Source organism: Chryseobacterium sp. StRB126 (assembly GCF_000829375.1).
Lineage (GTDB): Bacteria > Bacteroidota > Bacteroidia > Flavobacteriales > Weeksellaceae > Chryseobacterium.
Genome location: NZ_AP014624.1, coordinates 4,514,602 through 4,534,040, shown reverse-complemented (window position 1 = coordinate 4,534,040; position 19,439 = coordinate 4,514,602). Strand labels below are relative to the sequence as shown.

The window sequence follows — 19,439 nt, the reverse complement described above, 5'->3', positions numbered from 1 at the left end:
AAATCCTTTTAAATTCTCACAAATTCGAGAGTTTAAAAGTTAAATATTAGTTAAATGGAAATACCCCGTGATATTTCCCATTTTTGTAGCTTTCAATTCTTATTTTTAATATACAGTAAGGCTCTTTCCAAAACTTCATCTTTTGCGTTTTTTATTCCTTCCACACTTGGTTTTACAAGGATATCTGGAATAATTCCGATTCTTTGGGTTTCTCTTCCATCCGGATAATAAGCGCCAAGACCGGTAAAGCAAGTATCTAAGTCTGCAATTTTAAACTTGATAATATCTCCGTTAGCTCCCGAAGTATTGCTGCCAATCACTTTGGCTTTTGGATGCTGCTTAAACATCATGGTTGTAGTTTCTGCCTGGCTTTGCGTATTCTCATCTACCAAAACAATTACATTTCCCTTATAATAATCGGGATTCTTCCTGCCAATATTGTTCTTTCTGCTGTAAAATTTTCCAGGGTAATTAGTTTCCGGAAAGTTAAACTGATAATAAACAGTAGATTGGGGAAGTAATAATTCACTTAAAGGGATGATGGTAAGCTTGGGATAATTTCTAAGGTCGAAAATGATAGATTCCGAAGACTTAAAGTCTCTGTACATTTCACTCACTTCATCTTTAGCAAGGATTCCCATATTGACATAACCTATTTTCTTTTCCTCATCCAGGAACTTCCATTTTTGAGGAACAGGTACTTTCTTAAGAATAATATCTTTAATCAAATAAGTTTTAGCAGTCACCTCCATATTTTGTCCGTTTCTTTCTAACTTAACGGAAAGCGAATCATTTTTGCTAAAAAGGAGCTTATTCTTTATCTTATTTACTTTTCCCCAGGAGTTGGAAGCTGGAATATATTTTCCAAGACTGTTAACCATCTGCGGAATGGTTTTTCCATTCACATCATAAATAACATCACCAATGTTGAAGGGCACTTTCTCATGAAATCGGTTGTCATTAATTTTTGTAATGATTAATTTTCCTTCTGCATAGGAGTATTCTATCGGAAGTTTTCTGTTTCCATATAGATGATGGCTAATGAGGGATGAAAAAAGATAAGCGTGTGAATCATCAGTCTTTGCTACCAATTCGGCTAAAGTTAATTGATAATTGTTATCATTATTCACAGTGGTGAATTTTGGAATCATTTCGGTGAGAACGTCATTCCAATTTTGATCCGTTTCATATTTATAAGGAAAGAAATATTCCACATAGTTCCAATATCTGAACAGTTCTAATAAGCTGACCTGTTTAGAAGTAAATGGCGAGCCATAAGAATTTTCATTTTTGAAAAAAATTTTTCGTCCTCCCTTTCCTATATAATGATGGTTACCCATATTGCGGTTGTTTTCAATATAGTGCAGTTTTTGAGAAAGGGCTGAAGTAAAGATGTCGGAATTGTCCATCCAATTCAGATCAAAATTTTTCAGGAAATAAGTCTTATCGGTTTCCTGTAGACATTCTGTACACTCATTAATTTTTCCAAGACTAGCAATCCAATTGGAGTACAGATTGTTTAATGCAGCTTTGTCATTGATTCTTTCAAGCTCGTTGATCTTTTTAAAAAGCTGCTGATCCCAATTCAGATTCCCTTTTGCTACATGAGGATGATAATACTTTAAGAATCCCCAAACTCTGCAGAGGGATTCCAGTTTTTGATTTTCAGATAAAACCTGTGCGGAAAAATGTAGACTTAAAAATAAAAAAATGAAAAGAGAATATTTTCTCATCAAGAGGATTGAGTTTTCTCAAAGATAAGTGATTAATGTAACAATAACAAAGGGTTTTTTGATGAATTATTTTATGAGGGAAGCTGGGAGTTGGAAGAAGGAAGTTACTGGAGGTTGTTAATACTAAAAGTCAATATATATTAGTATTCAGAAGATCAATGGTTCATCCTTGTTTGTTGTACTCAATAACTTCCAGCCTCCCACTTCCAGCTTCCATCTATTTAATACTAATTTAATTATCCTCAAATTTAAAATTCCTAACTTTGTTTACTCATACAGACGTTTCAATGCAGAATAAGCTAAAAATTATCAACGATCCTGTTCATGGATTTATCAAAATTCCTCACGAAATTTTATTTGATATTATTGAACATCCCTACTTTCAAAGATTAAGAAGGATTGGCCAGACCGGTCTTTTGAACCTGATTTTTCCGGGAGCTACCCATACAAGGTTTCATCATGCCCTGGGAGCGATGCATTTGATGTTTACAGCTTTGGAAACCTTAAAGCAAAAAGGAGTTAAAATTTCTGAGGAAGAGGAAAAAGGAGCTATGTTGGCTATTTTAATGCATGATATTGGGCATGGACCATTTTCTCATGCTTTGGAGAATATGCTGATGGACGACTGGCATCACGAAAAACTGTCTTTATTACTGATGAATAAACTGAACGAAGAATTTAACGGTCAGTTATCTATGGCTATTGAAATGTTTCAAGGGAAATACCACAGAAAATTCTTTAATCAGCTGATATCATCTCAATTGGATGTAGATAGGTTGGATTATCTGAAAAGAGATAGCTTTTTTACAGGAGTATCAGAAGGAAATATTAATACCCAAAGAATTATTTCCATGATGAATGTATGTGAAGAAGGGGAGCTGGTGATTGATGCAAAAGGAATTTACTCTATAGAAAATTTTTTAACAGCCAGAATGTTCATGTACTGGCAGGTGTATTATCATAAAACATCTGCGTTGGCAGAATTTCTGTTGGTGAAAATTCTTGAAAGAGCAAAATATTTAATTTCTCAGGGAATTGAACTTCCGGCAACAGAGAATCTGAAATATTTTTTATACCGCGGAAAGAGTGCTGCAACAGATGAAGACATAGAAAGGTTTACCAGTTTAGATGATAATGATGTGATTCAGGCTATGAAAGAGTGGCAGAATTCTGATGATTTCGTTTTATCCTATTGGTGTAAAAGTGTTATCCAAAGAAACCTTCCGAAGACTATTATCTCATCGCACCCTTTTGATGGGAAGATTATTGAAGAAAAAATAAAAATTACCAATGAATTTTTTGGAATTGATAACGGGAAAGAATTGATTCATGAAATAAAAAGAAAACTTTTACCTTACGATACAGAAAAGCAGCCGATTTATTTATTGCAGAAAAATGGGAAAAGAATGAAGCTTCATGAGTCAGAAGATCAGCTTTTATCAGGGTTGATGGTAAATAAAACCACTCGTTATATTCTTATGTTTCCAAGGGATATCTCTCGTTTGGATTCTTAAATAATATTAAAATTGAATATCTGAAATCAAAAAATGTTTGCAAATTATAGAATTTCTTATCTTTGCAGAATATGGAATTCACAGCTTCGCAAATTGCAAGTTTTATTGACGGAAAAATAATAGGTGATGAAAATGCACTTATTACAGGGGTTTCTCCAATTGAAAATGGAGAATCAGGGCATCTTTCTTTTATAGCACAAGATCGATTTTCTCATTTTTTAGATACCTCAAGATGCTCCGTAATCATCGTTTCGGAAAAACTTCTGAATAAAAACAGTTATAACCCTACCTTAATTGTAGTAAAAGATGCCTATTTATCTTTTCAGGTTCTGATGAACTTATATCAGGAGATGAGAGGAAGAAAAGAAGGTATTGAAGATGGTTCATCCATCCATGATTCAGCTATAATAGGGGATCAGGTTTATATAGGAGCATTTACATATGTTTCCGAGAAGGCTAGAATTGGTGATGGGTCACAAATTTATCCACATGTATATATTGGTAAAGGTGTAAAAATTGGTAAAAACTGTAAAATTGACAGTGGAGCCAGAATTTACGATTACTGTATCATTGGAGATAACTGTGTTATTCACTCCAATACTGTAGTAGGAGGGGATGGTTTCGGGTTTCAGCCCACTGCTGAGGGATTCAAAAAAATTCCACAGCTTGGAAACGTAATCATTGAAGAAGATGTAGAAATTGGATCAAACTGTAGTATTGACAGAGCAACAATTGGCTCTACTATCATTGGAAAAGGAACAAAAATCGATAATTTGATTCAGATTGCCCATAATGTGAAAATAGGACAGAATAATGTAATTGCAGCACAAGCCGGAATTGCAGGTTCTACTACAATCGGAGACTGGAATCAAATTGGAGGTCAGGTAGGAATTGTTGGACATATCAAAATCGGAAATCAGGTGAAGATTCAGGCTCAGAGTGGCGTGAATTCAAGTGTTAACGATAGAGAAACTTTATATGGTTCACCGGCAATCAGCTACAATGACTATTTAAGAAGCTATGTTCATTTCAGAAATTTACCTGGAATAGTCAACAGAATAAATAATCTTGAGAATAACTCAAAAGATAATACTAATGAGTGATATGCAAAAAACGCTTCAGGAAGAGGTAACTCTTTCTGGAATAGGCCTTCATACTGGTAAAGAAGTAAAACTTACCATCAAACCCGCAAAGGAGAATACGGGATTTGTATTTGTAAGAACCGATTTAGAGGGACATCCTCAGGTTGAAGCTGATGTTAATTATGTAGTAGCAACAGAGAGAGGGACAACATTAGAAAAGCTTGGCGTAAAAATTACTACCTGTGAGCATCTTTTAGCTGCTTTAGTGGGTTGTGACATAGACAATGCAGTGTTGGAAATGGATGCTTCTGAGCCGCCTATTTTAGATGGATCTTCAAAATATTTTGTAGAAGCTATCGAAAGTGTAGGAGTAGTAGACCAGAATGTTGCCAGAGAATATTTGGTGGTAAAAGAAGTTCTTACCTACAGTGATCCGGCTACGGGTTCGGAAATCACCATTATTCCTTCAGATACTTACGAAGTAACTACTATGGTAGATTTTGGAACTAAAGTCTTAGGAACTCAAAATGCTACCCTTAAAAATATTTCCGAATTTAAAGATGAAATCTCTTCAGCAAGAACATTCAGTTTCTTACATGAATTGGAAATGCTTTTAGATCATGGATTAATCAAAGGAGGCGATATCTCTAATGCGATCGTTTATGTAGATAAGGATCTTACTCCTGAAACAACAGAAAAATTGAAAAAAGCCTTTGGTAAGGATAATGTATCCATCAGACCAAATGGTATTCTTGACAATCTTAACTTAAATTACCCGAACGAAGCGGCAAGACACAAATTATTAGATGTAATTGGCGATTTAGCTTTAGCAGGAGTGAAAATTAAAGGTAAGGTAATTGCCAACAAACCAGGTCATTTTGTAAATACTCAATTTGCAAAAAAATTAAACCGCCAGTGGAAATTGCAGAAAAAGAAAAACGTTCCGGATTTTGATTTAACAAAAGAACCGGTATTCGATATCAACGGAATCATGAAGCTTATGCCTCACAGACCTCCGTTCTTATTAATTGATAAAGTTCTTGAACTTTCAGACTCTCATGTAGTAGGGTTAAAAAATGTAACAATGAATGAGCCTTTCTTCGTTGGGCATTTCCCAAAGGAGCCTGTCATGCCTGGAGTACTTCAAGTAGAAGCATTAGCTCAGACAGGAGGTATTCTTGTATTGGCAAGCGTTCCTGATCCTGAAAACTATTCTACCTATTTTATCAAGATTGATAAAGTAAAATTCAAGAGAAAAGTAATTCCGGGAGATACCCTTATATTCAAAATTGAATTGATAGAGCCTATAAGAAGAGGTATTGTACACATGCAGGGGTACGGATATGTAGGAGACACAGTGGCAGTAGAAGCAGAGCTTATGGCTCAAGTTGCAAAAAATAAAGTTGATTAAATGATTCATCAATTAGCAGCCGTAGATAAACGTGCGAAAATCAGCAAAAATGTAATTGTAGAACCATTTACTACAATTGCAGGGGATGTAGAAATTGGAGAAGGAACATGGATTGGTCCAAATGTTACCATCATGGATGGAGCAAGAATAGGAAAAGATTGTAAGATTTTTCCCGGGACTGTAATTTCTGCAATTCCTCAGGACTTAAAGTTCGATGGTGAAGATACACGAACCATTATTGGAGATCATACTACTTTAAGAGAATGTGTAACAGTAAATAGAGGAACAAAAGCTTTAGGTTATACCAAAGTAGGAAGCAACTGCCTTATTATGGCTACTTCCCACGTTGCCCATGACTGTATCATAGGAGATAATGTGATTATTGCCAATGGTTGCGGTATTGCAGGACATGTTGAAATCGGAGACTTTACTGTAATGGGAGGTTTATCTGCCGTTCAGCAGTTTGGTAAGATCGGAAAACATACAATGATTTCAGGAGGGTCTTTAATTAGAAAAGATGTTCCACCTTATGTGAAAGTGGCAAGAGATCCAATTTCCTATGCTGGTATTAACTCAGTAGGTCTCAGAAGAAGAGGTTTTTCCAATGAGAAAATCTTTGAAATTCAAAAGATTTACAGAGCTATTTTCCAAATGAAGATGAACGTTTCTCAAGCATTGGCGTATATTGAAAAAGAAATGCTTCCTACAGCTGAAAGAGATGAAATTCTTCAGTTTATCCAAAACTCTCCAAGAGGTATTGTAAAAGGATACGGGACAGGAAAAGACAGCAACTAAAAGTGCTAAGAATTAAGTAAAAAAAGATAATATATATTAATGGCAACAAGTAACGATATTAGAAAAGGTCTTTGCATCGAATTTAGCAATGATATTTTTAAAGTAATTGAGTTTCTTCATGTAAAACCAGGAAAAGGACCTGCTTTCGTAAGAACAAAATTAAAATCTGTGACAAACGGAAAAGTATTAGATAATACATTCTCTGCAGGCCACAAAATTGAGGAAGTAAAAGTAATCACAAGAAAGTTCCAATATCTTTATGATGATGAGAACGGATTCCACTTCATGAATAACGATGATTTTTCTCAGCTATATTTAAATAAAGAAATGATTGAAAACTCAAACTTGATGAAAGCAGGTGAAGAAGTAACAATCATTTTGAAAGAAGCAGATGAAACTCCACTTTCTGCTGAACTTCCACAGTCTGTATACCTGGATGTTATTGAAGCTGATCCGGGTGTAAAAGGAAATACAGCTACCAATGCTCTTAAAAACGCAATCGTTGAAACAGGAGCACGAGTAATGGTTCCTTTGTTCATTGAACCGGGAGACAAAATTAAAGTAAGCACCGAAGACGGTAGTTACTTAGAAAGAGTAAAAGAATAAATAAAATTTACATAAATTCGGTTTGCATTAGCAGTCCGAATTTTGTTTTATAAGAAAATCTATTGTTATGAGATTCCATTCTCCGCAAAAGCTTAAAACGATTGCCAATTTGATTGGCTCCAGATTTGTTGGTCCTGAGGATTTTGAAGTATTGGGTTCCAATGAAATTCATATGGTAAAACCGGGCGAGATTGTGTTTGTGAATCATCCCAAATACTACGATAAGGCACTGAACTCTGCCGCTACCATTATTTTGATTGATAAGGAAGTAGATTGCCCTGAAGGTAAGGCGCTTCTGATTTCGGATGATCCTTTCAGAGATTTTAATAAAATCAATACTCACTTTACAAGAATTTATAATTTCACAGAAGAACTTCATGATGCTGAAATTGGTGAGGGAACAAGAATTCACTCCTCTGCAGTAATCGGAAACAATGTGAAAATTGGAAAAAATACTTTAATTTTCCCGAATGTAGTGATTGGTGATAGAACTGTTATCGGAGATAATGTAGTAATTCAGTCTAATACGGTGTTAGGAGGTGACGCTTTCTATTACAGGAAATTGGATGGAAATTTTGACCGTTTGATTTCAGTCGGAAATGTTGTGATCGAAAATAACGTGGAAATAGGAAATGGATGCACTATAGACAGAGGTGTTACAGATTCTACAGTGGTTGGAGAAGGTTCTGTTTTAGACAATCAGATTCAGATAGGGCATGACACTATAATCGGGAAGAAATGTTTAATAGCTTCTCAGGTTGGAATTGCGGGATGTTGTGTGATTGGAGATGGAGTAACCCTATGGGGACAGGTGGGTATTGCTTCAGGAAATAAAATTGAGAGCGGATCTGTACTTTTAGGGAAAACCGGAGTGAACAGAGACCTTGAAAAAGGTACCTATATCGGAATGTTTGCTGAAGATTTCAAGACTTATCTGAAAAAAGAAGTAAAACTGAGAAATCTCAAATAAACAATTCCAAAGGTTTTGTCCAAAATCAAAGAAATTTAAGTAAATTTGTGAGCATTAATAAAATAATAAATAAATTAAAACAACAATAAAATGTCAATTTTAGTAAACAAAGATTCTAAAGTAATTGTACAAGGATTTACAGGGAACGAAGGTACTTTCCATGCTGGGCAGATGATTGAATACGGAACAAACGTAGTAGGTGGTGTTACTCCAGGAAAAGGAGGAAGCGAGCACTTAGGAAAGCCAGTATTCAATACAGTAGCTGACGCTGTTGAAAAAGCAGGAGCAAACGTAAGTATTATTTTCGTACCACCGGCATTTGCAGCAGACGCTATCATGGAAGCTGCTGAAGCAGGGATTAAAGTAATTGTATGTATTACTGAAGGTATTCCTGTAGCTGATATGGTAAAAGTAAAATCTTATATTGCTGACAGAGACTGCAGATTAATCGGACCAAACTGCCCTGGAATCATTACTTCTGAAGAAGCTAAAATTGGTATTATGCCAGGTTTTGTTTTCAAAAAAGGTAAAGTAGGTATTGTTTCAAAATCAGGTACCCTTACTTACGAAGCTGCTGATCAGGTAGTAAGAGCAGGTTACGGTATCTCTACAGCGATCGGTATTGGTGGTGACCCAATTATTGGAACTACTACAAGAGAAGCGTTGGAATTATTCATCAACGATCCTGAAACTGAAGCTGTTGTAATGATTGGTGAAATTGGTGGTGGATTAGAAGCTGAAGCTGCTAGATGGTATAAAGCTAGTGGATCTACTAAGCCGGTTGTAGGATTTATCGCTGGACAAACAGCTCCAAAAGGAAGAACAATGGGACACGCTGGTGCTATTGTAGGTGGTGCAGAAGATACAGCTCAGGCAAAAATGGAAATCATGAGAGAGAATGGTATCAACGTTGTTGATTCCCCTGCTGATATCGGTGCTACTGTTGCTAAGATTCTAGGATAATATAAAACCAAATAATATGAAAAAACTTTTATTAGCCTCAGCTTTAACCCTTTCTGCTTTATCCTTTGCACAAGTGCAGTGGAAGAATACAAGATTCGGACTTACAGCGGGATTAAACTATTCCAGAGTATCTAATGCCCACAATCCTTCAGGCCCAAGATACACCTTTCAAGGTGGAGCTTTGGCTTTAATTCCCGTAGGAAAGGCAAACCAGTTTTACATTCAGCCCGAAGTTCTATACTATGGAGGCGGAGAAACAGGTAAAGATAGTGATGCTAAGAATATGGATGGTTATAATGCAGTATATGCTAATAACTATCTGAGTGTACCTCTTTATTTCAAAGGGTACTTTTCAGAAGCAGAATCTGAATTCTTTGGACTATTGGGACCTAGATTTAACTTTTTGCTGAGCCAAAATGTTAAAGATGTTCCTGCAAACAGACCTTATTATGATCCGGATGTTACTGATCCTTCACAGCCTTCAGGAGTAAATGGAAAAGCAAACAGTTTTAACTGGGGCATAGGATTAGGAGTAGGATATAGCTATAAGAGACAACTTGAAGTAGCTTTAAAATATGACTTAGGTCTTGGGGATACTTATCCTGGCCTTAAAAAAGAAACCAAAGGTACTGATAAGAAAAAGTCTGAACAGGTGATAGCTCTTACCTTAAGCTATATATTCAAATAAAACATTTTATTCAGAATATAAATAAAAATCCCGGAAAGCAATTTCCGGGATTTTTTTGATTTAAAAATGCAGGGAATATTATTTAATTGATATATCTTCAGAATACTAAGAATTGTGATAAACCAATGAGGAAACTATTGGATTATCCATTTGCTTAGAAAGAATCAATGCAATTGATTCCATCTTTGCTTCCTTAAAAAGTATGCCATAAAGATGCTAAAACTTTGCGTCAAAATTAATATTGCTTGTATTACCAAAATAACCGGAATTGGGAATGAACCTAAATATTTCTGATCTTTTTGTTACTCAGGAACTCAGATGAAATCTCTTTCAAAATAAAAAGAGCAAATTCACACCTCTGTAAATTTGCCCTTTTTAAATCTATATTTTTAGCTTTCTGAACTAGCCTTTAATCCACTTCCAAAGCTCCTTTAATGTAGCCTTATTTCCATACATCAAAATTCCTACACGATAGATTTTTCCGGCAAGGAATATCATAAAGACAGTGGTCGCCAATAATAACACAATAGATAAAGCAATCTGCCATGCAGGAACTCCGAAAGGTATTCTGGCAATCATGGCTACCGGTGATGTAAATGGAATAATAGATAACCAGAAGCCCATTGGACCATCAGGATTATTCATTAATGAGAAGCTTCCATACATTCCCAGGGTTAATGGTAAGATCGCAAATAAAGTGAACTGCTGAGTTTCCGTTTCATTATCCACTGCAGATCCAATAGCTGCATAAATGGAACTGTAGAAAATATATCCTAAAAGGAAGAAAACAATGAACACAAAAATAATCAGCGGGAAATTCAGTTCCAATAAACTGTGGGAAATCTGAGTTGCAAGTTGTGCCATATCCAGTTTATTTGCAATTTGCTCATTGGCGCCCGGAACATTCTGTTGAAGAGGAGAGAATCCGGTATTTAAAACCAAAGCCCCAATCACAGACATGGTAATCCAGATCAGAAACTGGGTAAGAGCAACCAGGGTCACTCCAAGGATTTTACCCATCATCAGCTCAAAGGGTTTTACAGAAGAAATAATAATCTCTACAACACGGTTGTTCTTTTCCTCCAGAACGCTTCGCATTACTCTTACTCCATAGATAATAATAAACATGAAGGTAACATACATCAAAACCATACTAAGTCCTGATTTAACGCCAAAAGTAAGGTCAGAATCCTCTTTGTTGTTATCTGCAACATTTATGGTCTTCAGGCTGAAACTTTTATCAAGATCATTCAATTGAGTTTCCTGGATTCCCAATTGTTTGATTTTCTCTTTTTTAACAACATTGGTAATGTCGGAGACAATTTTTTGTTTGGTATCAAAGCCCATTTTACTATTGATAACCAGTCTGGCCCCCGTTTCAAGCTCTTCGTAATTCTGGCCTTTTAATTCTGGCAAAATTAAAATTCCGTCCAGAGATTCGTTCCCTTTTAAATTGTTGATTTTGGAATTTTCATCTGCCGCAGAAACGAATACGTAGTTCAGTTTGTCATTAGACTTTAATTGATTGATGAATAAACCACTTTTGTCAACAACCTCAATAATACTGTGCGATTCATTGGCTTTAAACATTAATCCGATCACTGCACCAAAGGCAATAATCATAACAGGTGCCAATAAGGTTAATATGATAAAGGATTTTTTCTTAACCTGTGTAAGAAACTCCCTCTTGGTAATTAAAAAAATATTTTTCATAAAATTAAGAATGGTTACTTACAGCGTTAATAAACACTTCATTCATACTAGGAATTCTTTCGTCAAATGATCTTACCTTCCCTACATGCACAAGATCAAGAAGGATATTATTCTGATCCGCTTCATTTTTCAGGTCAAAAGACACCAGGCTGTTTTCGTTGGAAAAGTTGAAGATTTCATATTTATTTCGGAAGCTTTCCAGCTGTTCATTGTTGACTTCAGAAAGGGTAATTCCAAAAATATTTTTCTTGAATTTTTCTCTTACATCAAAAACTCTTCCATCAATAATCTTTTTGGAGTTGTTAATCAATGCCACATAGTCACACATTTCTTCTACACTTTCCATTCTGTGGGTAGAAAGAATGATTGTGGTTCCGTTATTCTTAAGATCAATAATCTGGTCTTTGATTAAGTTAGCATTTACAGGGTCAAAACCTGAGAAAGGCTCATCAAGGATTAAAAGATGAGGTCTGTGAAGTACTGTTACCACAAACTGAATTTTTTGAGCCATTCCTTTAGACAATTCGGAAAGTTTTTTCTTCCACCATTGATCGATGTTCAGTTTGTCAAACCATTTTTTTGCTTCATTCAGAGCGTCATTTTTACTCATCCCTTTCAATTCCCCGAAATAAAGGATCTGGTCACCTACACTCATATTCTTGTACAGCCCTCTTTCTTCAGGCATATAACCGATATCTTTGATGTGGCTTGGGTTTAACTTTTGTCCATTAATTAGGATCTCTCCGGAGTCTGCCTGGGTAATTTGGTTAATGATACGGATAAATGAAGTTTTTCCGGCTCCGTTGGGCCCTAAAAGTCCGTAAATACTTCCTTTAGGAACATGGATGCTGAAATCATCCAATGCGACCTTTTTTCCGGTATTATAGGTCTTTCTAATATGTTCAGCTTTTAGCATTAAGTTGTTTTTTACAATTAGTATAAAAAAGTCCTTAAAGTTACAGAAATATTAAACGAGATTGATATAAAAGAAAAAATCCTGATGATTATCAGGATTTTAATTTATTGTTTCACGATTTGAGTAACTTTTTGCGTATTGTCGCTCAAAATATAACGAATCAGATATTTTCCGGGTTTTAATTTTTCAATATTAATCTCTCCGGAGTTCATATTGACTGTATAGTTGGCAACTTGCATACCCAAAATAGAATAAAAAGTCACACTTTTGATTCTTAAAGAAGAATCTTTTGCCTTAATGATAAGGAAATCCTTAGCCGGATTTGGATAGGCAAGCAAAACACCATCATCTGCCTTCTGAGTGATGGAACCCGGCTCTCTAAGCTGAGCTTGTAAATTGTTGGAAAATCCAACAAAAGTGCCTGCAAATAGAATTAAAAGTAAAAGTTTTTTCATCAAATTTATAATTTCTCGAATATATATAACAAATATAACAAATTCTACAATTTCATACAATAGTTTTTTGTATAACTTGTAGTAAATTTGTAGAAACTTATTCAAAAAGTATTCCAAAATGATACATTCAAGAAATAGAAGACTTAGAGTTAATGAATCTATCAGAAGTTTGGTAAGAGAAAATGTGCTTACAACTGATGATTTTGTAATGCCGATCTTCGTAATGGAGGGCGAAAACATGCAGGAACCGATCCCGTCGATGCCGGGAATTTTCAGGCGAAGCATAGATTTAACAGTAAAAGAATGTAAGGAATTATTTTCTTTAGGCGTAAAAGCTGTCAATTTGTACATGAAGATATCCGAAAATCTGAAAGACAATACCGGAAAAGAAGCATGGAACAAAAACGGATTGATGCAGAATACAATCAAAGCGATTAAAGATGCTGTTCCGGGAATGGTGGTTATGCCTGATGTTGCTTTAGATCCTTATTCAATCTACGGACACGACGGAATTATTGAAAACGGAAAAATTTTAAATGATGCTACCAATGATGCATTGGCAAAAATGTCAGTATCTCATGCAGAAGCAGGGGCAGATCTTGTGGCTCCAAGCGATATGATGGATGGCAGAGTTCAGGTAATTCGTGAAGCATTAGAACAAAGCGGATTTACAGATGTTGGTATCGTAAGCTACGCGGCGAAATATGCGAGTTCTTTCTACGGGCCTTTCAGAAGTGCTTTAGACAGTGCTCCAAAAGAAAATATTGAAATTCCGAAAGATAAAAAAACGTATCAGATGGATTTTCACAACTCCCGCGAAGCTTTGAATGAAGTATTTAAAGATATTGATGAAGGAGCGGATGTTATTATGATTAAACCGGGACTTCCTTATCTGGATATCGTTGCTAAAGTACGTGAAGCTATTGATCTTCCGATTGCTGTTTATAACGTAAGTGGAGAATATGCAATGGTGAAAGCAGCAGTTCAGAACGGATGGCTGGATAATGATAAAACAATCATTGAAAACCTTACATGTTTTAAAAGAGCCGGTGCAGATATGATCTTTACTTATTTTGCTAAAGAAGCAGCAATGATTTTAAATAGATAAAAGAATTTCCAATACATAAAAAATAGACTGTCAGTAAGGCAGTCTATTTTTTTTAGCAAGATTTTTAAAACATTTTCAGAATAATTCTTTATATGGAGAATATTCTTATATTAGAATTCTAAAAATTAAAATAGGTAATTATGAAAAATTTAAAGAAGATTGAAAGAAACCAATTGAAAGGAATTAAAGGAGGAGAAATAATCATTGATGACCCAAATTGCGGGACATTGTGTAAAGGTATTTGGCATCCATGTACAATCAACCATGTAGCTTGTCCGGATTAATTCAATATAAAAAATAAAAAATGCTGTTTCACTGAGACAGCATTTTTATATTAGTTACTATTTGGAGATGGTTTTTATTTATCTTCCCTGACAGAAAGGATCATCAGGACGTATTGGATTGTCGGGATGGTCTAAAAGACAAATTTTTGTTGGGCATAGATACCATCCCGGAAAGCAGTTTCCATTTTTATCTGGATAGGTATAATAATAACCTCCTTTGATTTGTTTTAAATCTTTTTTTGTTAATTTATTCATGGCTAAGATTTTTATCAATTAGTTATTCTAAATTAATAAAAATATATCACATGGTTTTGATATTTAATTATAACCATGGTTTTCTTCCATGAACATAGGTGTCATCAAACTGTTTGTCATCCATACAAAGATAGATGATGCCTTCAATAAAAGGGATAATAGAGGCAACCCCACAGGTCACAATATTCAGAACTAATTGGATAATGCCTTCTTTGGTATACCCAAGATAAAATTTATTTAAACCCAGCCAGCCTACAAGAATACCTAATAGGGCTGCAGGAAGTTTTTTTTCTGAACGGTAAGGGATATTTGTCTGTTGTTGGTTTCCTGTATTTTCTGTTTTTGTGTAACCGTAATTTTCCATTTCTTAGTATTTGTAATTGATTGATATTTATATAATAAGTAGGTTGGAAATATGAAAAGTTACATATACTGAATGTGAAATCTTTTCACATTTTAGATAAACAAGTTTACATTAAGATATCAGTGAAGTTTATATTTTTGATATATTTGCCCTATGATTTTACGCGGAGAAAACTTAATCAAAGAATACGGTCCTAAAAAAGTTGTAAAAGGCGTTTCTGTACAGGTTCAGCAGGGAGAAATTGTTGGTTTGCTTGGTCCAAACGGAGCAGGAAAAACCACATCGTTTTATATGATCGTAGGGTTGGTTAAGCCTACTTCAGGAAAAATTTTCCTGGATAAACAGGAGATTACTACAGATGCCATGTACCGAAGAGCCCAAAAAGGAATCGGATATCTGGCACAGGAAGCTTCGGTTTTCAGAAAACTGTCTGTAGAGGAAAACATCATGGGAGTATTGCAGCTCACAAAACTTTCCAAACGTGAACAGCAAATTAAATGTGATGAACTGATTGAAGAGTTTTCTTTACAGCATGTTCGTAAAAACAGAGGAGATCTTCTTTCCGGAGGAGAAAGACGTAGAACTGAGATTGCCCGTTGTTTGGCTACAAGCCCAAATTTTATCCTTCTGGATGAGCCTTTCGCCGGGGTAGACCCTATTGCGGTAGAAGATATTCAAAAGATTGTAAGAAGTCTTGTAGATAAAAATATCGGAATTTTGATTACCGACCACAATGTACAGCAGACGCTTGCGATTACCAATAAAACGTATATTATGTTTGAAGGAAAGATCCTTAAAGAAGGTCTTCCGGAAGACTTAGCCAATGATCCACAGGTAAGAGAAGCTTATCTTGGAGAAAACTTCGTATACCAAAGCATCTTAGATAAACCCAAGAAGAAAAAATACGCCTACAATATCTGGGCAGGTAATTTTGATTCAAAAACTCATTTGCAGGGATTTGTTGATGAAAACTTCAAGGAATATGATAATCTGAGACTGATGCATGGTTTTGAAGATGTCAGTTTTGCTTCATTAGGCAACTCCGAGATCGAACATATCTTTAGCGAAGTAGTGGATAAAAACGCTAATAATTCATTTGTTTTCCAGAAAAAAGAAATCAATTCACAATATTCCTTGGAGCAGGCAGAAGCTGAATCTAAAAAAATAAGCCAGCCGGAGCTTCATTATCTTACGACGTATATGTATGAAGGATAAAATAAATCCTGAGATGGATATTTTGGTCTCCTGATAAGCTGTAAAATAAGCAATAAATATTTGCTAAAAACCATAATAAAAACGTACCTTTTCTTTTCGAAACGGTACGTTTTTCAGTTTAAATATTTCCTATGGCAAAACCATTCAATAGAACAGTTACTTTATTCGGGATTTATAAACAGCTTGTTCCATTCATCAGACCTTACCGATTAATGATCTATGGAACATTGTTTCTTACTTTTCTTGGAGCTCTGGCAGCACAGGTGAACCCTATTGTCCTGAAATATACAGTAGATGAGGTGACCAAATTGACCCATCTTCCACATCCGATGACGGCAGGAATTCACATCCTGATCATCATCTCCATTATTTTACTGGGAAAAGAATTATTGAATATTTTCATCAACTTCGGACAGAAGTTTTACGGGGAAAAAATAAGGATCAATGTCAGTTCTGTTTTAGCACAATCTGCAATCGACAAAATCTTAACCTATCGTGTAGCTTACTTTAATGATGAAAATCATGAATCAGGAAAATTACAGATCAGGATAGATCGTGGAATTGAAAGTTTAACAAAACTTGTACAAAATTTCTTCATTGATATTCTTCCGCTTTTTTCCAATGCAATCATTGCGCTCATCATTATGTATATGCAGAATGTGTATGTGGGAGCAGTTTCTACGATCATCGTTCCGATCTATTTTTACATAAGTTCATTACAGGCCAAAAAACTGAGCGGAGTACGCCGACAGCTTAGAAATCAAAGAGAAAAGAAAACTTCCGGCCTTTTGAATCTGGTAAACTCCATTATGGTGATTAAAAGTTTTGTCCGTGAAAAATTTGAAGGTAAAAAACAGTATGACCTCCAGATGCAGCTGATGGAAAGCCAGATGTTCACAAGAAGAACCAATTTTATTTATGACGGATTAAAAACCTTCATTGAACAATTCGGGGTGGTTCTAATAATTCTTCTAACAGTTTATCTGGTATTGGATCAGCAGATGACTATTGGTGCTATTATGCTTCATATTATGCTGTTCAACAACGTATCGGCACCCATCCGTCAATTGCACAGAATTTATGATGATATGAATGATGCAATGATTTATGCAGAAGGTTATTTTGATATTCTTAATGCCGATAATGAAACAGAACCGAACGGAGATTTTGTAGAGAGAAAAATTAAAGGAACTTTTGAGCTTAAAAATGTAAACTTTACTTATCCTAACGGAGCGCATGCTTTACATGATGTTTCCATGAAAATTGAAAACGGAAAAACAACCGCATTGGTAGGATTAAGCGGAGCTGGAAAATCAACAATCATTAATCTTCTGTGTAAATTTTATCTGCCGGATTCAGGAGAAATTTTGTTGGATGGAGTAAATTTAAACGAATATGATAATACATTTCTGAGAAGTGATCTGGGGCTTGTTCTTCAGAAAAACCATATTTTCCAGGGAAGTATTGAAGACAACATTCGTTATGGTGATATGAATGCCAATTTTGAAGAAATTCAGGCCGCAGCAAAAAAAGCATATCTTCACGATCAGATCATGGATCTTCCTACCGGATATCAGCACGACGCTACCCAGCTTTCAGGAGGACAGCAACAAAGAATTGCTATTGCAAGACTGTTTCTGAAGAATCCGCCAATTATATTCCTTGATGAACCCACCGCAAGTCTGGATGCCATTGCAACAGAACAGATTAAAAATTCTTTAGATGCCATCAAAGAAGGGAGAACAGTGATCATTATTTCCCATTCATTATCTCAAATCTTGGATTCGGATACAATTTATGTGATGAAGAAAGGACGAGTAGTAGAGAATGGAACGCATGATGAACTTTACAACAAAGAAGGAACCTATCGAGAAATTTTTGATGCCTCGGCACGAAGCTTAAATCTCGATAAACTGGTGAATACTCTTAAAGAAAATTAAAAAGAAGCGGTCTCAATGTTATCTGTCTAAATCTTTGTTCTCCTGAATGATTTTAAAGTTCAGGATTTAATATTTTTCACTTCATTTAGATAGGATACGTAAATAAATTTGAGACAGCTTCTTAAAACTTGAGATCCGGTTATTGTGCTTTTTCAGGAACCTGATAACTTCCTACATTTGCTCCGAAGGCAATATTGATTCTGTTGTAACTATTAATTGCAATGACCGCCATAGTGAGATCTACTATTTCAGTTTCTGAAAAATGATGACTTACATGAGAATAGATTTCATCAGGAATTTCTTTGCCATTTAAAGCAGTTAAGCTTTCAGCCCAAAGTAATCCAGCTTTTTCTTTATCTGTATAAAATGAACATTCTCGCCATGCACTTACCAGAAATATTCTTTGTTCAGTTTCACCTTTTGCTCTAAGCTCTTTGGAATGCATGTCCAGACAAAAAGCACATCCGTTCATCTGAGAAACCCGAAAATAAAGCAGTTCTAAAAACTGATTATCCAATGAGGAGTTCTGTACCTGAAATCCCATGTTATGAAGCGCATTTACAGCCTTGCTTCCGATTGCGAATGCATTGATTCTTTGTGACATAATATTTGTTTTTTTTGATTAATTATGTGACAAATGTAGAAGAGAATATTTCAGTTTTTTTTTACAAATGATAAATAATATGTGGAAAGATTTTTGAAGCTGAATGCTGGAAGTTACTATTAGGTAGATGATTATATTCAGTCTTTAATAACTTCCTTCTTTCCTTTAAAGCTTTTGTGCCCTGATTCGGCTTAAAGAAACCTGAGTTATTCCAATATAGTCTGCAAGATCTCCAAGGCTGATACGTTGAATAAGTCCCGGTTGCTGTTTCATGAAATTATAATATCGCTTCTTTCCATCGTCTTCCAGCATTTCACTAATTCTTCCCATCATATTTACAGGTGCTTTTGAATAGAGCTTACTGAAAAGAGTTTCCGCTGTATGATATTTTTTACATAAATCCATAATAATGTCTCTATGAACACGAAGAATATCAGTTTGTTCCAAAGCCACAATCATATATTTTGATGGTTTACCTGTAAGAAAGCCACTCAGTTCAGCAAAGAAAGCATTTTCGGCAAAAAATGTCATAATAAAATCTTTATCTCCATTATCAAAAAATAGTTTAACTAATCCTTTTTCAATAAAATAAAAATATTTACAGGTTTCATCTGCTTTCAACAAAAAGTCTCCTTTTCTGTAAGTTTTAGATTCCAGATGAACCAAAAGCTCCTTCATTACAGGTTCTTCCGGTATCAGGATTTTTTCTATAGTTTGAATGAAATGAGAGTGATGCATAAGACCGATCTTTTTTGTAAAAATTAAAATTAATGAAAAACCTTCTACATTTATAAACTGTACTTCAAAAAAGAATTTTAGTTTT

19 protein-coding genes and 1 pseudogene are annotated in these 19,439 nt (G+C 35.1%); 12 read left to right on the top strand and 8 right to left on the bottom strand.

The features are described from left to right. Positions 1 to 92: 92 nt before the first annotated feature. The gene (locus CHSO_RS20455; RefSeq protein ID WP_045500269.1) at positions 93 to 1,733 is read right to left on the bottom strand and encodes a S41 family peptidase; all 1,641 of its coding nucleotides are present in this window, start codon (positions 1,731 to 1,733) and stop codon (positions 93 to 95) included. A gap of 287 nt (positions 1,734 to 2,020) precedes the next feature. Between CHSO_RS20455 and CHSO_RS20450 the strand changes: the two genes are divergently transcribed. The 8 genes from CHSO_RS20450 (at position 2,021) to CHSO_RS20415 (ending at position 9,762) form a co-directional block, all read left to right on the top strand. Beyond that, positions 2,021 to 3,247, top strand: a complete 1,227-nt coding sequence (locus CHSO_RS20450; protein ID WP_045500266.1) for an HD domain-containing protein — start codon at positions 2,021 to 2,023, stop codon at positions 3,245 to 3,247. 71 nt (positions 3,248 to 3,318) lie between these two features. After that, positions 3,319 to 4,350 (top strand): UDP-3-O-(3-hydroxymyristoyl)glucosamine N-acyltransferase, encoded by a 1,032-nt coding sequence (gene lpxD, locus CHSO_RS20445; RefSeq protein ID WP_045500263.1) that lies wholly within the window; start codon positions 3,319 to 3,321, stop codon positions 4,348 to 4,350. Beyond that, a complete protein-coding gene (locus tag CHSO_RS20440) occupies positions 4,343 to 5,740 on the top strand; it encodes a bifunctional UDP-3-O-[3-hydroxymyristoyl] N-acetylglucosamine deacetylase/3-hydroxyacyl-ACP dehydratase (protein ID WP_045500260.1) in 1,398 nt (465 codons plus the stop codon). The genes lpxD and CHSO_RS20440 overlap by 8 nt, the downstream gene beginning before the upstream one ends. Continuing rightward, complete coding sequence (gene lpxA / locus CHSO_RS20435) at positions 5,741 to 6,535, top strand: acyl-ACP--UDP-N-acetylglucosamine O-acyltransferase (RefSeq protein ID WP_045500258.1); 795 nt, start codon at positions 5,741 to 5,743, stop codon at positions 6,533 to 6,535. It abuts the gene before it with no gap. A gap of 39 nt (positions 6,536 to 6,574) precedes the next feature. After that, the gene (gene efp, locus CHSO_RS20430; RefSeq protein ID WP_045500255.1) at positions 6,575 to 7,141 is read left to right on the top strand and encodes an elongation factor P; all 567 of its coding nucleotides are present in this window, start codon (positions 6,575 to 6,577) and stop codon (positions 7,139 to 7,141) included. A 67-nt stretch (positions 7,142 to 7,208) separates the two neighbouring features. Continuing rightward, positions 7,209 to 8,111 (top strand): LpxD N-terminal domain-containing protein, encoded by a 903-nt coding sequence (locus tag CHSO_RS20425; protein ID WP_045500252.1) that lies wholly within the window; start codon positions 7,209 to 7,211, stop codon positions 8,109 to 8,111. Positions 8,112 to 8,201: 90 nt separating this feature from the next. Continuing rightward, positions 8,202 to 9,074, top strand: coding sequence for a succinate--CoA ligase subunit alpha (gene sucD / locus CHSO_RS20420; protein WP_002977143.1), 873 nt, complete (start codon positions 8,202 to 8,204; stop codon positions 9,072 to 9,074). A gap of 16 nt (positions 9,075 to 9,090) precedes the next feature. Further along, positions 9,091 to 9,762, top strand: coding sequence for a porin family protein (locus tag CHSO_RS20415; protein ID WP_045500251.1), 672 nt, complete (start codon positions 9,091 to 9,093; stop codon positions 9,760 to 9,762). A gap of 402 nt (positions 9,763 to 10,164) precedes the next feature. Here the strand turns inward: CHSO_RS20415 and CHSO_RS20410 are convergent, their stop codons facing one another. The 3 genes from CHSO_RS20410 to CHSO_RS20400 all read right to left on the bottom strand — a co-directional run bounded on the left by CHSO_RS20410 (position 10,165) and on the right by CHSO_RS20400 (position 12,846). Then, complete coding sequence (locus tag CHSO_RS20410) at positions 10,165 to 11,475, bottom strand: ABC transporter permease (protein WP_045500247.1); 1,311 nt, start codon at positions 11,473 to 11,475, stop codon at positions 10,165 to 10,167. Between the two features lie 4 nt (positions 11,476 to 11,479). After that, positions 11,480 to 12,391 carry an ABC transporter ATP-binding protein gene (locus CHSO_RS20405; protein ID WP_045500245.1) on the bottom strand — a complete coding sequence of 304 codons (912 nt, stop codon included), beginning with the start codon at positions 12,389 to 12,391 and terminating at the stop codon, positions 11,480 to 11,482. Between the two features lie 104 nt (positions 12,392 to 12,495). After that, entirely contained in the window at positions 12,496 to 12,846 is a 351-nt protein-coding gene (locus tag CHSO_RS20400; protein ID WP_045500240.1) for a T9SS type A sorting domain-containing protein, read from the bottom strand. 118 nt (positions 12,847 to 12,964) lie between these two features. Between CHSO_RS20400 and hemB the strand changes: the two genes are divergently transcribed. Continuing rightward, positions 12,965 to 13,954 carry a porphobilinogen synthase gene (gene hemB, locus CHSO_RS20395; protein WP_045500237.1) on the top strand — a complete coding sequence of 330 codons (990 nt, stop codon included), beginning with the start codon at positions 12,965 to 12,967 and terminating at the stop codon, positions 13,952 to 13,954. Positions 13,955 to 14,094: 140 nt separating this feature from the next. Then, on the top strand, positions 14,095 to 14,238 hold the full coding sequence (locus CHSO_RS26050) for a bacteriocin-like protein (RefSeq protein WP_171817673.1): 144 nt from the start codon (positions 14,095 to 14,097) through the stop codon (positions 14,236 to 14,238). A 78-nt stretch (positions 14,239 to 14,316) separates the two neighbouring features. Here the strand turns inward: CHSO_RS26050 and CHSO_RS20390 are convergent, their stop codons facing one another. After that, positions 14,317 to 14,493, bottom strand: coding sequence for a bacteriocin (locus tag CHSO_RS20390; RefSeq protein WP_144428999.1), 177 nt, complete (start codon positions 14,491 to 14,493; stop codon positions 14,317 to 14,319). A gap of 67 nt (positions 14,494 to 14,560) precedes the next feature. Next, on the bottom strand, positions 14,561 to 14,857 hold the full coding sequence (locus CHSO_RS20385; protein ID WP_045500224.1) for a TM2 domain-containing protein: 297 nt from the start codon (positions 14,855 to 14,857) through the stop codon (positions 14,561 to 14,563). Positions 14,858 to 15,010: 153 nt separating this feature from the next. Between CHSO_RS20385 and lptB the strand changes: the two are divergent. Next, positions 15,011 to 15,736, top strand: a pseudogene (gene lptB, locus CHSO_RS20380) (LPS export ABC transporter ATP-binding protein); the annotation flags it as partial. Positions 15,737 to 16,284: 548 nt separating this feature from the next. After that, entirely contained in the window at positions 16,285 to 18,012 is a 1,728-nt protein-coding gene (locus CHSO_RS20375; protein WP_045503065.1) for an ABC transporter ATP-binding protein, read from the top strand. Between the two features lie 139 nt (positions 18,013 to 18,151). Here CHSO_RS20375 and CHSO_RS20370 read toward each other — a convergent pair whose 3' ends face one another. Then, positions 18,152 to 18,616, bottom strand: a complete 465-nt coding sequence (locus tag CHSO_RS20370) for a carboxymuconolactone decarboxylase family protein (RefSeq protein ID WP_045500221.1) — start codon at positions 18,614 to 18,616, stop codon at positions 18,152 to 18,154. 165 nt (positions 18,617 to 18,781) lie between these two features. Continuing rightward, complete coding sequence (locus CHSO_RS20365; protein ID WP_144428998.1) at positions 18,782 to 19,354, bottom strand: Crp/Fnr family transcriptional regulator; 573 nt, start codon at positions 19,352 to 19,354, stop codon at positions 18,782 to 18,784. Positions 19,355 to 19,439 lie beyond the last annotated feature (85 nt).

Bases quoted from the DNA above. Each gene is read 5' to 3' on its own strand.
- CHSO_RS20455 (WP_045500269.1), bottom strand. From the start codon at position 1,733: ATGAGAAAATATTCTCTTTTCATTTTTTTATTTTTAAGTCTACATTTT.
- CHSO_RS20450 (WP_045500266.1), top strand. From the start codon at position 2,021: ATGCAGAATAAGCTAAAAATTATCAACGATCCTGTTCATGGATTTATC.
- lpxD (WP_045500263.1), top strand. From the start codon at position 3,319: ATGGAATTCACAGCTTCGCAAATTGCAAGTTTTATTGACGGAAAAATA.
- CHSO_RS20440 (WP_045500260.1), top strand. From the start codon at position 4,343: ATGAGTGATATGCAAAAAACGCTTCAGGAAGAGGTAACTCTTTCTGGA.
- lpxA (WP_045500258.1), top strand. From the start codon at position 5,741: ATGATTCATCAATTAGCAGCCGTAGATAAACGTGCGAAAATCAGCAAA.
- efp (WP_045500255.1), top strand. From the start codon at position 6,575: ATGGCAACAAGTAACGATATTAGAAAAGGTCTTTGCATCGAATTTAGC.
- CHSO_RS20425 (WP_045500252.1), top strand. From the start codon at position 7,209: ATGAGATTCCATTCTCCGCAAAAGCTTAAAACGATTGCCAATTTGATT.
- sucD (WP_002977143.1), top strand. From the start codon at position 8,202: ATGTCAATTTTAGTAAACAAAGATTCTAAAGTAATTGTACAAGGATTT.
- CHSO_RS20415 (WP_045500251.1), top strand. From the start codon at position 9,091: ATGAAAAAACTTTTATTAGCCTCAGCTTTAACCCTTTCTGCTTTATCC.
- CHSO_RS20410 (WP_045500247.1), bottom strand. From the start codon at position 11,475: ATGAAAAATATTTTTTTAATTACCAAGAGGGAGTTTCTTACACAGGTT.
- CHSO_RS20405 (WP_045500245.1), bottom strand. From the start codon at position 12,391: ATGCTAAAAGCTGAACATATTAGAAAGACCTATAATACCGGAAAAAAG.
- CHSO_RS20400 (WP_045500240.1), bottom strand. From the start codon at position 12,846: ATGAAAAAACTTTTACTTTTAATTCTATTTGCAGGCACTTTTGTTGGA.
- hemB (WP_045500237.1), top strand. From the start codon at position 12,965: ATGATACATTCAAGAAATAGAAGACTTAGAGTTAATGAATCTATCAGA.
- CHSO_RS26050 (WP_171817673.1), top strand. From the start codon at position 14,095: ATGAAAAATTTAAAGAAGATTGAAAGAAACCAATTGAAAGGAATTAAA.
- CHSO_RS20390 (WP_144428999.1), bottom strand. From the start codon at position 14,493: ATGAATAAATTAACAAAAAAAGATTTAAAACAAATCAAAGGAGGTTAT.
- CHSO_RS20385 (WP_045500224.1), bottom strand. From the start codon at position 14,857: ATGGAAAATTACGGTTACACAAAAACAGAAAATACAGGAAACCAACAA.
- CHSO_RS20375 (WP_045503065.1), top strand. From the start codon at position 16,285: ATGATCTATGGAACATTGTTTCTTACTTTTCTTGGAGCTCTGGCAGCA.
- CHSO_RS20370 (WP_045500221.1), bottom strand. From the start codon at position 18,616: ATGTCACAAAGAATCAATGCATTCGCAATCGGAAGCAAGGCTGTAAAT.
- CHSO_RS20365 (WP_144428998.1), bottom strand. From the start codon at position 19,354: ATGCATCACTCTCATTTCATTCAAACTATAGAAAAAATCCTGATACCG.